Origin of the sequence: Parafrankia colletiae, assembly GCF_001854655.1 — a bacterium.
Taxonomy (GTDB): Bacteria; Actinomycetota; Actinomycetes; order Frankiales; family Frankiaceae; genus Parafrankia; species Parafrankia colletiae.
Window position 1 is genome coordinate 234,995 of the sequence record NZ_MBLM01000108.1, and the last position, 13,379, is coordinate 248,373.

Sequence of the window (13,379 nt, forward strand, 5' to 3'; positions counted from 1 at the left end):
GCTCGCGTGGACGGTGCGGCGGAAGGTCAGTCGCGCGCGGCGGGGGGCTCGGACTCCCCRCCGCGGATGCGGTCGGTCAGCTGGCGCAGGAACTCGGGGTCGTCGTCCGGCCCGACGGGGCGCACGGCCTGGCGGCGCATCCCCGCCCGGGGCGCACTCGAGCGGCTGTAACCGGTGGTGCGCCGTTCGGTGCCCCACTGACCGCGGCCGCCGAAGGCGGGGTGGTCCGACGCGTGGTGACGCTCGTAGCCAGCGGTGCCGTAGACCGTCCGCGGGCGCCCGAAGACGAACCAGCAGATGGACCCGAGGAAGAAGAAGACGATCAGGATGATGAGCCAGATCGGCTTCGGCGCGACCTTCACCGCGTCCGCAGGTGTGCCGATCACATCGATGACCGAGAACACCCAGACACCGATGATCAGGAATGTCAGCGCGAGACCCAGCAAGGCCGACCGCTCCTCTCTGCTCGCCGTGAGCGGCGTACCGCGGCGCGGCCGCCACGAGCACCCCGGGTTGGCGTGCCCTTGGTCGAAGACCCACCAGCCTGCCGCGCGACCGCCGGTGCCAGCACCGCCCGCCCCCGTCGTTCCCGATCCGCCCGTGTTTCGGGGCAGATCCGCGCAGCCTGGGCCGGACGTCTGATGTGTCCCTAGTCTGCCTCTCCCACGGACGGCGTGTCCCGGCGGTCCGCGAAGGGGATGTTCACTGGTCGCGAAGATGAGGCGGCGGGTGGTTCACGTGCCTCCAACCAGGGTACGTCCGGCGGCCGCCACCGGACGCTGCAAAGATGGACGTCATGGCCTGGGCCGATCTCCGCGCGTTTCTGACGCACCTCGACCGCGCTGGTGACCTGCACCGGGTGCGGGTCCCTGTCGACCCCCGCCTGGAGGTGACGGAAATCGTCACCCGGGTGGTCCGCGCCGGCGGGCCCGCGCTGCTGTTCGAACGGCCCGAAGGGGCCGACATGCCCCTGGCCATCAACGTCTTCGGCACCGAGGCGCGGATGGCGGCCGCGCTCGGCGTCGAGCGCCTCGACGACATCGGCACCCGGATCGGCGAGATGCTGCGCCCCGAGCTGCCCGTCGGTTTCGGCGGCGTACGCTCCGCACTCGGCAAGGCGGCGCAGCTCACCTCGCTGCCGCCGCGGCGCGTCCGCACCGCGCCCTGCCAGGACGTCGTCCTGAAAGGTTCGGACGTCGACCTGAACCTGCTCCCCGGCGTGCACGCCTGGCCGCAGGACGGCGGGAAGTTCCTGAACCTGGGGCTCACCCACACCAAGCACCCGGAGACCGGCGCCCGCAACCTGGGGATGTACCGGCTGCAGCAGCACGACGCGCGCACCGTGGGCATGCACTGGCAGATCCACAAGGATTCGAACGCCCACCACGCGGTCGCCGAGCGGCGTGGTGAGCGGCTGCCGGTCGCCATCGCCTTCGGGTGTGATCCCGCGGTGACCTACGCGTCGTCGGCACCGTTGCCCGCCGAGATCGACGAGTACCTGTTCGCCGGTTTCCTGCGCCGGGAACGGGTCGAGATGGTCGACTGCCTGACCGTGCCGCTGCAGGTCCCGGCGAACGCCCAGGTCGTGCTGGAGGGCTGGCTGGAGCCGGGGGAGCGGATCCCGGAGGGCCCGTTCGGCGACCACACCGGCTTCTACACACCGGTCGAGCCGTTCCCCGCCCTGCACATCGATGTGATGACCATGCAGCGCGACCCGGTCTTCCAGGGCATCGTCGTCGGGCGTCCCCCGCAGGAGGACGGGCCGATGGGCAAGGCGACCGAGCGCATCTTCCTGCCGCTGATCCGGATGATGATCCCGGAGATCGTCGACTACGACCTGCCCGAGGCCGGGGTCTTCCACAACTGCGCGATCGTCTCGATCGAGAAGCGCTTCCCCAAGCACGCCCAGAAGGTCATGAACGCGGTCTGGGGCGCGGGCCTGCTGTCACTGTCGAAACTGATCATCGTCGTGGACGCCGACTGTGACGTCCACGACTACCACGAGGTCGCCTGGCGGGCCTTCGGCAATGTGGACTACGCACACGACCTGGTCACCACGATCGGCCCGGTGGACCACCTCGACCACGCCTCCTACGAGCAGTTCTACGGCGGCAAGGTCGGGGTTGACGCGACCCGCAAGCTGCCCACCGAGGGGTATCGCCGCGACGGCGGCTGGCCCGAGGAGATCGTGATGGACCCCGACATCCGGGACAGGGTGACCCGGCGCTGGAAGGAGTACGGCCTTTGAGTGGCGCCGCCGTCGCCCCTGGGATGCCCGGCCGGGCATCCGGCGAGCCCGCGCACGGCCGGGTGCGCGCCTTCCTGCGACTCGTCGTCATCGAGCACTCGGTGTTCGCGCTGCCCTTCGCCTACGTCGCGGCGCTCGCCGCCTGCTTCGACGTCTCGCGGACGACGCACTGGCGCGACCTCGCGCTGATCACGGTGGCGATGGTGGCGGCCCGCACGTTCGCGATGGCCACCAACCGCATCATCGACCGGGCGATCGACGCCCGGAACCCGCGGACGGCCGGCCGGGAGCTCGTCACCGGGGTGGTGTCGGTCCGCACCGCGGTCGTCGGTTCGGTCGTGGCGCTCGCCGTGTTCCTCGGCTCGGCCGCGGTGCTGGGCTGGCTGTGTCTGGTCCTGGCCCCGGCCGCGGTCGCCCCCCTGATCGTCTACTCCTACGCCAAGCGGTTCACCGACTTCCCGCACGCGGTGCTCGCGTTCGCACAGGCGGTCGCGCCGGTCGGGGCCTGGATCGCGATCACCGGCGAGTGGTCCTGGGCGGCGGTCGTCCTCGGCCTCGCCGTGGGCACCTGGATCGGCGGCTTCGACCTGATCTACTCCTGCCAGGACGCCGAGGTCGACCGCCGGATCGGCGTGCGTTCCGTCCCCGCCCGCTTCGGGGTCCGGGCGGCCCTCGCCGCCTCGATCGTCACCCACGTCGTGACGTTCGCGTTGTTCGTCCTCTTCGGTCTGCTCGAGGACTTCGGCGCCTGGTGGTGGGCCGGCCTCGCCCTCACCGCCGCCGCCTTCTGCTACGAGCACGCCATCGTCTCGCCGACCGACCTCTCCCGGGTGAACCGCGCGTTCCTCACCGCCAACGGCTTCGTCGGCATCGCACTGTTCGCCTTCGCCCTGATCGACCTGATCAACCGCGGCCTCGGCGCCTGAGCGCCTGAGCCTGCACCGTGCCCGACGATCCCGCGCCCCAGCCCCGGCCCCTGCAGGAGTCGACCGAGCCGCGGGTTCCCTGGGTCGTCGGAGTCAGCGGTGCCAGTGGCACTCCGTACGCCGCGTCGGTGCTGCGCGGGCTGCTCGCCGCGGACCTGCCGGTCGATCTGGTGGTCTCCCGCGCCGCCCGCCTCACCCTGCTGGACGAGACCGGTGTCGGCTGGYGCGACGGGGCGTGGCGCGACCCGCTGACGTCCTGGCTGACGACCCGGGCCGACGGACGTCGCCGCGCCGACGCGGACGACCTGGCCGACCGGATCGACTGCCTCGTCACCGTGTACCCCCCCGCGGACCTGGGCGCGCGCCCCAGCAGCGGCTCCTACCCGACCCGGGGCATGATCGTCGTGCCGGCCAGCACCGCGTCGGTCGCGGGCATCACCCTCGGGCTTTCCAAGGACCTGCTCCAGCGCGCCGCGGATGTCACCCTCAAGGAGGGGCGGCGCCTCGTCGTGGTCCCCCGCGAGATGCCCTACACCCGGGCGACCCTGCGCCACATGCTCGACCTGGACGCCGCCGGCGCCGTGGTCGCCGCGGCCAGCCCCGGGTTCTACGCCGGCGCGCGTGACGTGGAGGATCTCGCCGACTTCGTCGCCGGCCGGGTCCTGGACGCCGCAGGCGTCCCCAACGCTCTCTTCCGGCGGTGGACGGGAACCCTCGGCGACGCCCGCCAGGCCCGTGCAGCTGACGCTGTGGGCGGGCCGGGCGGCGGTCGGGATGCCGAGCGGGAGCCGTGACGAGGCGGCCCGCGGGCGCGGCGCGTACAACAGACCTGGTGGACGGGCAGGCGGACCTGCTCGAAAGGCGGGCGGCGCGGTCCGGTGGCGGGCCGGTGCCCGCCGCGGTGAGGGGCGGGCGGACGGCATGGCGGGGAAGCGGAACCGGAACTCGTCGGGCACGCCGTCGACGGGCCAGGACGCCTCAACGGCGGCGCCTGGCCATGGCGGGCGGCCGGGCCGGACCGGGCAGACCGGAGAGCCAGGGGAGCCGGGTGGGGCCCGTCGGTCGGGCCGGCCGACGGAGACCGCCCCTGATCTGCGGGTGCAGATGCCGTACTTCCTCGCGCGGCTCGCCGTCCTGGTGATCCTCACGGTGGTCCTTGTGGTGGTCAACGTTCCGCTGCTGCTCGCCCTGCTCATCGGCTTCGCGGCCGCGGGCCTGGCCACCTGGCCGATCGGCCGTATGCAGCGCCGGGCAGCGGCGCGCTCCCGGGCGGCGGGCTCCCGGGTGGCGGGCTCCCAGGCGGCGGACGCCCAGCGGAAAGCACCCGGCCCCTGAGTGGAGTCCGGGCCGGTGTGACGGATGTGACCGGCCTGGCTCGGCCGTCCGCGGGTCTAATCTGGACCCATGGATGCCGGCCTCAAGCGCGAGATCGAAGCCAAGGTCCACGACGGGGTCCGGCTGAGCCGGGCCGACGGCGAGGCGCTCTACGCCAGCGATGATCTCGTCTGGCTCGGCGGGCTCGCCCACGAGGTGCGCACCCGCAAGAACGGCGACCAGACCTTCTTCAACGTGAACCGGCACCTGAACCTCACGAACGTCTGCTCGGCGTCGTGCGCCTACTGTTCGTTCCAGCGCAAGCCCGGCGAGCAGGACGCCTACACGATGCGCATCGAGGAGGCCGTCCGGCTGGCGAAGGAGATGGAGCCGGCGGGGATCACCGAGCTGCACATCGTCAACGGCCTGCACCCGACCCTGCCGTGGCGCTACTACCCGCGGTCGCTGCGGGAGCTGGGCAAGGCCCTGCCTGGCGTGGCGCTCAAGGCGTTCACCGCCACCGAGATCCACTGGTTCGAGAAGATCAGCGGGCTGCCCGCCGACGAGATCCTGGACGAGCTGATCGACGCCGGGCTGGAATCGCTGACCGGCGGCGGTGCGGAGATCTTCGACTGGGAGATCCGCCAGCAGATCGTCGGCCACGAAACCCACTGGGAGGACTGGTCGCGGATCCACCGGTTGGCGCACAGCAAGGGCCTGCGGACACCGTGCACCATGCTCTACGGGCACGTCGAGGAGCCCCGGCACCGCGTCGACCATGTGCTGCGCCTGCGCGAGCTGCAGGACGAGACCGGCGGTTTCTCGGTGTTCATCCCGCTGCGGTTCCAGCACGACTCGGTCGGGGATCCGCGTAACCGCCTGATGAACCAGCCGATGGCGACCGGCGCCGAGGCGCTGAAGACGTTCGCGGTCTCGCGCCTGCTGTTCGACAACGTCGATCACATCAAGTGCTTCTGGGTGATGCACGGCCTGACCACCGCCCAGCTCTCGCTGAACTTCGGCGTGGATGACCTCGACGGCTCGGTCGTCGAGTACAAGATCACGCACGATGCGGACGGGTTCGGCACTCCCGGCACGATGACCCGAGATGATCTCCTGACCGTGATCCGGGACGCCGGGTTCCACCCCGTCGAGCGGGACACCCGCTACCGGACGATCCGTACCTACGACGGCCCGGACACCACCCGGCGGGACACCCCCGTCGCGATCGACGCCTAGGTCGGGCGCTGTCATGGCAACTGACGAGACCACTCCTCGGGTGACGCCCGGGGGCGCCGGCGGTGTCCCGCGGCCCGGCCCCGAGACGGGAGTCGCGGGCAGCCCCGCCCTCAGCGCCGGGCAGCCCCCTGCCCCGGGCGCGCCGGGCGGCGGTGCTGCTCCGGGCACGCCAACCGCATCGGGCACATCGGGCGCGGAGCCCTTGCAGGCACCGGGGGGAGGAGCCGCCCCGGCAGGTGCGGGCGCTGCTCCGGCGGGCGCTGCTCCGGCGGGTGCTGGCCGGCCGGTCCGCCCACCGGGCGCGCCCGGGATGGGCTCGATCTTCGTGCTCGCGTTTCTGGTGATCCTCGTCCCGGGGCTCGTCGCCTACAGTCTGCTGCGGTGGGCCGGCCTCGCGATCGGCCCGGCAGGGCTGCTGGGTCTGCTGATCATCCTGGTCGGGCTGGGCATCTATCCGTCGCTGCTGCAACGTCTCGGGTGGGTGCGCCGCCGCGGGCGCCGTCCCGCCAGAAACCGGAGTGCATGATGTCCGCTGGCGATGTCCCGCCGACCGGTGGGAGCTTCCGGCCCGCGCGCCGCGGCCGGCTGCGGGTGAGTGCCGCGGGCAAGACCGGTGACCCAGGCCTGATGGGGCTGAACCTGCGGTACTTCGCGATCCGGGCTGTCCTCTTCGGCGGGGTCCTCGCGGTGCTGCTGCTGCTCGGCCTCGACGGGCTGTTCGGCTTCGCGCTCGCGCTCGTCATCAGTGGGCTGCTCAGCTATCCGCTGGCGTTGCGGCAGCGCCGCGCGGTGCTGAACACCATCGCCGTGCGCCGCGCCGGCGAGCACCGGTGACGGCGGCGGGCGGTGAGGCCGGGCAGGAGCACCCGTCACCCGGGCCGGCATCAGCGCCGGCCTCGCTGCCGCCAGCCGGGCCCGGTGCAGCCGGCGTTCCCGCCGCTCGTTCCGGCCGTCCTGGAGGGCCCGGAGGGCTTGGCGGTCCCGGTTGGCCCGGCGTTGCCGACACTCCCGCTGTCGCCGTTCCCGGCGTGCCGGAGCAGCCCACCCGGCAGGGGCGACCCAGGGTCGGGCACATCCAGTTTCTGAACTGCCTGCCGCTGTACTGGGGCCTGGTCCACTCCGGGGCGCTGCTCGACCTGGAACTGACCAAGGACTCCCCGGACCGGCTCAACGAGGCGCTGATCGCCGGCGATCTCGACATCGGCCCGATCAGCCTGGTCGAATACCTGCGCCATGCCGACGAGCTGGCGGTCCTGCCGGACCTCGCCGTCGGGTCGGACGGCCCGGTACTGTCCGTCGTCGTCACGAGCGCCGTGCCGTTCGAGCAGATCCGCACTGTCGCGCTCGGGTCGACGTCCCGGACGAGCGTGCTGCTGGCCCGGATGCTGTTCGAGCAGCGCTGGGGCCTGCGGCCGGACTACGTCACGATGCCGCCCGAGATTCCGCTGATGCTGCGGGAGGCTGATGCGGCGGTGACCATCGGCGACGTGGCGCTGCGGGCGACCTATGACGCCGAGCGGGCCGGTGACGGTCATCCGCTGCGGATCGCCGATCTGGGATCCGAGTGGCGTGAATGGACGGGTCTGCCGATGGTGTTCGCCGTCTGGGCCGCGCGGCGTTCCTTCGCGGCCGCACACCCCGGTGTGGTCAAGGAGGTGCACGGGGCCTTCCGGTCCAGCCTCGACGCGGCACTGCGCGAGGTGGACGAGGTCGCCCGGCGGGCGGCGCGGTTCGAGGTGTTCGATCCCGCGACGCTCGCGCGCTACTTCAGGACGTTGGACTTCCGGCTGGGCCCGCGACAACAGGCGGGGATACTCGAGTTCGCCCGGCGGGCGGCGGCCCGTGGGGACGCGCCGCCGCTGGGCGAGATCGTCTTCGCCGCCGTCTGACTGGCCGCGGGGTGGTGCCGCCCGCTGCGCGGCAGGGACTTCAGACCGGCGGGCGGAATGCCTGGGAGATGCCTACCGGAGGCGTCGCCCGCTGCGCGGAGGCCGTCGCGAAACGCRCAATCCGCCGTTTGACGAGAGCCACCAGCCGGGGCGGGGTGGCTCGGCCGCCCGGGGCGATCATAATCTCGTCGAGGCTGGGTRCAGCTTCGGCATGGCCACCGCCCGAGCTGGATGCGGACAGTGACGAGAAGCCGTCCATCGGCCGGTGCTGCAGGCCCGGACGGGGATCGATCTCCCCGCTCGTAGGTGTGGTTTCAAGGCCGCGAACATGGTCTTCCGTATACCCAGCGTGATGGAGTGCCGCGTCGAGGGCGAGCTCGAAGGCGTCATCACCGGGGCCCGGGGCCGGGCGACCCGGGCGCTCTCCGGCCGAAATCTCCGGGTTCGGGGTGGAACGTGTCGGTGCCAGGCGCTTCCCGGACCGCGCCGGGCCACTGGCGGCCGTTCCCACGGGGCGCCTGGCGTCAGCCTGGCGGGCAGCGGCGTCGATGAGGCTGTTGACGGCGAGCGTCCAGGCCCGTAGCCCCTCGTGGCCGGTCAGCTCGGTGAACACGGCCGCTTCGAGGCAGCAGGTGCTCGCCTTCGCCAGTTCGTCCATGTCGAGCAGGGAGATCGCGAGCAGACCGGCGAGATGGCCGGCGATCATGAAGAGCCGGAACTGCTGGTGCGGCAGCATCGGCGTGCGCAGGAGCTGGTCGACGAAGGTCTGCTGGTCGAGGACCCGGGCCGTGACGTCGGCGGGCTCCAGCGTGTCCGCGGCGGCGATGAGGTCGGCGGCGAGCCGGTCGAGGTAGTCCAGCTCGCGGTCGGACCGGCGGTGGTCGAGCAGGTCACCGATCCGCCGCCGGGACTCGGCCTCCGCGTCGGGCTGCCGGCCGCGCCGCTCGGCACGTTCCGCGATGGCGGTCTCCCGCAGGTCGACGAGCGCCCCGCCGGCCTCGAGGGCCGCGTCGACGGCGGCCAGGACCGGTCGGGCGGGAATACCGCGGCTCGGCTGCTCCAGTTGGCTGATGTACTGACGGCTGTAGCCGGTGCGTACGGCGAGCTCCGCACGGCTGAGCCCGCTCTCACAGCGGCGCCGCCGGATCTCTGCTGGAAGCATGTCCTCAGCAGTGCTCAAACCCTGCCGGCCCCGGCTCCGTTGCCGCATGCGCGCAGATCCTTCCGCTGCCCGGAGGCTCCCGAGGGTGACCGATCGACCCCGCTCCATGGGAGGACGGGCGGGCGTTGGGGCTTCGGTCGCGTGCACCATCGGCTGCCTGTTCACTGTCGTGGGGGCGTGGTTACACCGTTGTGGCGAGGGTGTGGAGCGTGTCTGGGCTGGTCACACGTCCGCCCTCGTCGCCGCGGCGCCTGCCACCGTGTGTGTGCTGGGTTTCCAAGGGTGCAGTCTGCCCGCATTGTGAGCGTCGAGCATCACCTGGAGTGATGACCATACTCCTCCTGGCACAAGGCGCGCCTGGGGTCAAAGGTCCCGGACACGGAGAGTTGTCGGCGCCACGTGAGCATGTGGTAGCGGTGTGGCGCTGAAGCCGATTACTCTTCGTGTTTAAAGAGTTGTCCTGCGGCGGGAGGCTTTACTCTGCTCGGCCGGTCGCCGCTCTCTGCGGCGGAGTGGGTCGCCTATGCCGCCAAGCTCGGGTCCAGTGGGTGGAGTGTGCTCTCCCTGTGGGAGATGGTTGTGTGTCCGGCGATTTGTTTGGCGGGTCGGAAATGGCGCGGGAAATGCGGTGAGTGTCGTCGGGTCGTCATAATTCACCGCACCGGCGACTATCCGGTGGGGATGGCCCCGGCGGCCCTTCGAGCAGGGGCGAACGGGGGGTGTCCAGCGCGTTTGGGTCATACCGCGAAACCATCCCGAATGACGATGGGCGGGCCTCCCGTGCGGCGCGTACAAATGACGGGTGATGGACCGCTGGCCGTCGACGGATGAGGATGTCGGCGTCGTTGGCGCCGACACCGGCATCTCCGGTGCGGGCGTCGTCGGCGTCACGGGCGCGGGTGTCTCCGGCGCGCCTGGCGTCGGTGCGGCGGGCGTCGGTGCGGCGGGTGTCGGTGTCGCCGAGCGTGCCTCGGCCGGCCGAGGTCGGCCCGGTCCGTATCGGGTGGTCGTCGCGGACGACGCCGACGGGCTGCGTGAGCTGCTCTGCCTGCTCTTCGACACCGAGCCCGACTTCACCGTGGTAGGCCGTGCGACCAACGGGGCGGAGGCCGTCGAGGTCGTGAGTCGGACGGGGCCCGACCTCGTCCTGCTGGACGTAGCGATGCCCGTCCTCGACGGGATCGGAGCGCTGCCCCGGGTGCGCAGAGCCGCTCCCGAGGCGCATGTCGTGATCTTCACCGGGTTCTCGGGCGGGAGCCTGCGGGAGCAGGTCCTGGCGCTTGGCGCCGACGAGCTGATGGAGAAGGACCTGTCCACCGGGGTGCTGCTCGACCGGCTGCGCCAGATGTGCCGGCGTCCGCGCCCACTCTGAACCTGCCCGGCCTGGCCCGGCCTGGTCCGTTCCGTGGTTTGTCGCATGTTGTGTTCGTGCCGTGACTGGGATGGGGTGTGACGACGCATCCACGACGTCAGCGGCAGATCTGTGGGAACATGGCCAGCGTGACTGCCCGGGCCCACCTCTTGGAGCCGTCGGGCGGGCGTCTGATCGTCGCCCGCCGTCGGCGCGCTGAGGTGTTCCCACTGGCCGGGCCGTCACGTTCCGGGGCCCCGGTGGCCTCGCCGGGTACGCCCGTCGCACGGCCAACTGACGTGAGCCCCGTCGACCCCTGCCTGGTCGCGCGTCTGCACGTCGACCTGTTGCGCGTCTCCAGCGCCGGCTGTCGCCGCTCCCGCTGACTCCGCCCACCCGGCCGTACGACGCCGCGGTGGACCCTGCTCACCGAGAGATCTGATGACTTCTCCTGCTCGAAACCCGCGTGCCGCGCGCCCGCAGACCCCGTCCCGCCCCAAGGGGCAGGGCCAATGGGCGCTGGGCTACTCCGAACCGCTCAACGCCAACGAGCGGATGAAGAAGGATCAGAACGGTCTCGCCGTGCGCGACCGCATCCTGAACCTGTACCCGCACACGGGTTTCGACAGCATCGACCCGCAGGACCTGCGCGGCCGGTTCCGCTGGTGGGGCCTCTACACGCAGCGCCGGCCGGGGATCAGTGGCGGCCGCACGGCCGTCCTGGAGCCCGAGGAGCTCGACGACAGCTACTTCATGCAGCGGATCCGCCTCGACGGCGGCCGGATGACATCCGACCAGCTGCGGGTGATCGCCGACATCTCCACCCGGTACGGGCGGGACGTCGCTGACGTGACCGACCGGCAGAACATCCAGCTGCACTGGATCCGCATCGAGGACGTCCCCGCCATCTGGGGTGCGCTCGAGGCGGCGGGCATGACCACCGCCGAGGCCTGCGGGGACACGCCGCGGGTCATCCTCGGCTGCCCGCTGGCGGGGGTGGACGCCGACGAGGTCCTCGACGCCACCGGTGTGATCGACGAGGTCGTCGAGCGGTTCGTCGGGGACCCGGAGCTGGCGAACCTGCCCCGCAAGTTCAAGAGCGCGATGTCCGGCTGCGCGGACCAGTGCACCCTGCACGAGATCAACGACATCGCCTTCGTCGGTGTGGTGCACCCAGATCTCGGCCCGGGCTACGACCTGTGGGTCGGGGGTGGCCTGTCGACGAACCCGAAGCTCGGTGTGCGCCTCGGCGCCTTCGTGACGCCCGAGCGGGTCGCCGAGGTGTGGCACGGCGTCATCCAGCTGTTCCGTGACTACGGCTACCGGYGGATGCGCACCCGCGCCCGGCTGAAGTTCCTCGTGGCGGACATGGGCGTCGAGTGGGTCCGCTCGACGCTGGAGAAGGAGTACCTCTCGGCGGCCCTGCCGGACGGCCCGGCGCCGCTTCCGCCGCGCAACGAGGGGCGGGACCACATCGGAGTGCACCAGCAGCGGGACGGCAGCTACGCGGTCGGGTTCGCGCCGCGCGCCGGCCGGCTGACCGGGACGACACTGACCGCCGTCGCGAACCTCGCGGACCGCCACGGCCAGGGCCGGATCCGGGCGACCACGATGCAGAAGCTCGTGATCCTCGACGTCCCGGGCAGCGAGCTCGACGCGCTGGAGGCGGAGCTGGCGAAGCTCGACCTCGTCGTGAAGCCCAGCGTGTTCCGCCGCGGCACGATGGCCTGTACCGGGATCGAGTTCTGCAAGCTCGCGATCGTCGAGACCAAGGGCAACGCCCGCGATCTCATCACCGAGCTGGAGAGCCGGCTGCCGGACTTCACGGAGCCGATCGGCATCAACATCAACGGGTGCCCGAACGCCTGCGCCCGTTTCCAGGTGGCGGACATCGGCCTGAAGGGCTCGCTCGTCCCGGACGACAGCGGCGCGATGGTCGAGGGGTTCCAGGTCCACCTCGGCGGGCACCTGGGAACGCGTTCCCGGCTCGGGCGCAAGTCGCGCGGGCTCAAGGTCACCGCCGACGGCCTCGTCGACTACGTCGTCGGGCTTCTGGAGACGTACCAGGCGAACCGGGCCGACGGTGACACCTTCGCCGACTGGGCGGAACGCGCCGACGAGTCGCTGCTCGTCGGCGCCGCGCCGCCGGCGGACGCGGATGCGGGCGGGGCGACGTGAGCGCCCGCGCCGTCCCCTTCTACTGCCCGTACTGCGGCGACGAGGACCTGGTGCCCGAGCCCGCTCCAGGCGGGTCGGGCGAGGGCCACGGGCACTGGGCCTGCCGGGCGTGCCAGCGGGCCTTCCGGCTCAGCCTCACGGCGCTCGTCGCAGCAACAGAACCGGGCGCCGGAGGACCAGGCGCCGCAGCATCGGCGGCCAGCGGGGTGGAGCCCTCCGGGGGGGTCCGCACCGGGACGACGCCAGGGGGATCGGGTTCGGCGAACGGCACCGCCGTCGCGCCGTCGGACGTGGAGGAGAGGGACTGATGGATGCCGCGCTGAAGGCCCGGGCACTGCGGGCCGGTGACGAGCTCGAGGGCGCACCAGCGGAGGAGATCCTCCGCTGGGCCGCCGAGGAGTTCGGTACCGGGCTTGCTGTCGCGGCGTCCATGGCCGAGGCGGTGCTCGTCGACATGCTGTCGCGGATCCGCACGGACATCCCGGTCGTCTTCATCGACACCGGCTACCACTTCGCCGAGACCATCGGCACGCGGGACGCGGTCGCGCACACCTACTCGCTGCCCATCATCAGCGCGAGCCCGCAGCTCACCGTGGCCGGGCAGGACGCCGTGCACGGTCCGCGGCTGTACGAGACCGATCCGGACCTGTGCTGCCGGATGCGCAAGATCGTTCCGCTGGACCGGGCGCTGGCGCCCTACCGGGCCTGGGCCGCCGGCTCCCGGCGCGCCGAGTCGGCCGGGCGGCGTAACCTGCCCGTGGTCGGCTGGGACCAGCGCCGCGGCAAGGTGAAGGTGCACCCGCTGGCCACCTGGACGGACGAGGACGTCGAGCGTTACGTCCAGGAGCACAACGTGATCGTCAACCCGTTGCTCTCGGACGGCTACGACTCGGTCGGCTGCTGGCCGTGCACCCGCCGCGGCGCCGGCAGGGAGGGCCGCTGGGCCGGCACGAGCAAGTCCGAGTGCGGCATTCACTGACTTCGGCCTGACTCCGGCCGGACCTCGGCCCGGCACCGGCGCGGCAGCCGGCCGCTGCCCGCGTGGCTTCCGGCCCGCGTCGGCCTGGCCAGG

Annotated in this window: 14 protein-coding genes; 12 read left to right on the top strand and 2 right to left on the bottom strand. The window is 71.9% G+C overall.

Going from position 1 to position 13,379, the window contains the following annotated elements; genetic code table 11:
- Nucleotides 1-26: 26 nt before the first annotated feature.
- A complete protein-coding gene (locus CC117_RS12100; protein ID WP_071083813.1) occupies nucleotides 27-446 on the bottom strand; it encodes a PLD nuclease N-terminal domain-containing protein in 420 nt (139 codons plus the stop codon).
- A gap of 350 nt (nucleotides 447-796) precedes the next feature.
- Between CC117_RS12100 and CC117_RS12105 the strand changes: the two genes are divergently transcribed.
- From CC117_RS12105 to CC117_RS12140, 8 genes are all read left to right on the top strand, one after another.
- Nucleotides 797-2,248, top strand: coding sequence for a menaquinone biosynthesis decarboxylase (locus tag CC117_RS12105; protein ID WP_071083994.1), 1,452 nt, complete (start codon nucleotides 797-799; stop codon nucleotides 2,246-2,248).
- Nucleotides 2,245-3,174 (top strand): menaquinone biosynthesis prenyltransferase MqnP, encoded by a 930-nt coding sequence (gene mqnP / locus CC117_RS12110; RefSeq protein ID WP_084131982.1) that lies wholly within the window; start codon nucleotides 2,245-2,247, stop codon nucleotides 3,172-3,174. The genes CC117_RS12105 and mqnP overlap by 4 nt, the downstream gene beginning before the upstream one ends.
- A 17-nt stretch (nucleotides 3,175-3,191) precedes the next feature.
- Nucleotides 3,192-3,968 (top strand): UbiX family flavin prenyltransferase, encoded by a 777-nt coding sequence (locus CC117_RS12115; protein ID WP_071083814.1) that lies wholly within the window; start codon nucleotides 3,192-3,194, stop codon nucleotides 3,966-3,968.
- 310 nt (nucleotides 3,969-4,278) lie between these two features.
- Nucleotides 4,279-4,509, top strand: a complete 231-nt coding sequence (locus CC117_RS36235) for a hypothetical protein (RefSeq protein WP_071083996.1) — start codon at nucleotides 4,279-4,281, stop codon at nucleotides 4,507-4,509.
- 69 nt (nucleotides 4,510-4,578) lie between these two features.
- Nucleotides 4,579-5,727, top strand: coding sequence for an aminofutalosine synthase MqnE (mqnE, locus tag CC117_RS12125; RefSeq protein ID WP_071083815.1), 1,149 nt, complete (start codon nucleotides 4,579-4,581; stop codon nucleotides 5,725-5,727).
- 13 nt (nucleotides 5,728-5,740) lie between these two features.
- A complete protein-coding gene (locus tag CC117_RS38915; RefSeq protein WP_241830045.1) occupies nucleotides 5,741-6,253 on the top strand; it encodes a hypothetical protein in 513 nt (170 codons plus the stop codon).
- On the top strand, nucleotides 6,253-6,561 hold the full coding sequence (locus CC117_RS12135) for a hypothetical protein (protein ID WP_071083817.1): 309 nt from the start codon (nucleotides 6,253-6,255) through the stop codon (nucleotides 6,559-6,561). The genes CC117_RS38915 and CC117_RS12135 overlap by 1 nt, the downstream gene beginning before the upstream one ends.
- Nucleotides 6,562-6,755: 194 nt before the next feature.
- Nucleotides 6,756-7,616, top strand: coding sequence for a menaquinone biosynthetic enzyme MqnA/MqnD family protein (locus CC117_RS12140; protein WP_071083818.1), 861 nt, complete (start codon nucleotides 6,756-6,758; stop codon nucleotides 7,614-7,616).
- 40 nt (nucleotides 7,617-7,656) lie between these two features.
- On the opposite strand, the gene CC117_RS12145 is transcribed toward CC117_RS12140, so the two are convergent.
- Entirely contained in the window at nucleotides 7,657-8,826 is a 1,170-nt protein-coding gene (locus tag CC117_RS12145; protein WP_071083819.1) for a helix-turn-helix domain-containing protein, read from the bottom strand.
- Nucleotides 8,827-9,583: 757 nt separating this feature from the next.
- On the opposite strand from CC117_RS12145, the gene CC117_RS12150 reads away from it, so the two are divergent.
- The 4 genes from CC117_RS12150 (at nucleotide 9,584) to CC117_RS12165 (ending at nucleotide 13,286) form a co-directional block, all read left to right on the top strand.
- Nucleotides 9,584-10,150, top strand: coding sequence for a response regulator transcription factor (locus tag CC117_RS12150; RefSeq protein WP_071083820.1), 567 nt, complete (start codon nucleotides 9,584-9,586; stop codon nucleotides 10,148-10,150).
- Between the two features lie 420 nt (nucleotides 10,151-10,570).
- Nucleotides 10,571-12,307: a nitrite/sulfite reductase gene (locus CC117_RS12155; protein ID WP_071083821.1), complete on the top strand. Its 1,737-nt coding sequence runs from the start codon at nucleotides 10,571-10,573 to the stop codon at nucleotides 12,305-12,307.
- Complete coding sequence (locus CC117_RS12160; RefSeq protein WP_071083822.1) at nucleotides 12,304-12,615, top strand: hypothetical protein; 312 nt, start codon at nucleotides 12,304-12,306, stop codon at nucleotides 12,613-12,615. Before CC117_RS12155 ends, CC117_RS12160 begins: the two co-directional genes overlap by 4 nt.
- Nucleotides 12,615-13,286: a phosphoadenylyl-sulfate reductase gene (locus CC117_RS12165; protein ID WP_018638526.1), complete on the top strand. Its 672-nt coding sequence runs from the start codon at nucleotides 12,615-12,617 to the stop codon at nucleotides 13,284-13,286. Before CC117_RS12160 ends, CC117_RS12165 begins: the two co-directional genes overlap by 1 nt.
- Nucleotides 13,287-13,379: the final 93 nt, after the last annotated feature.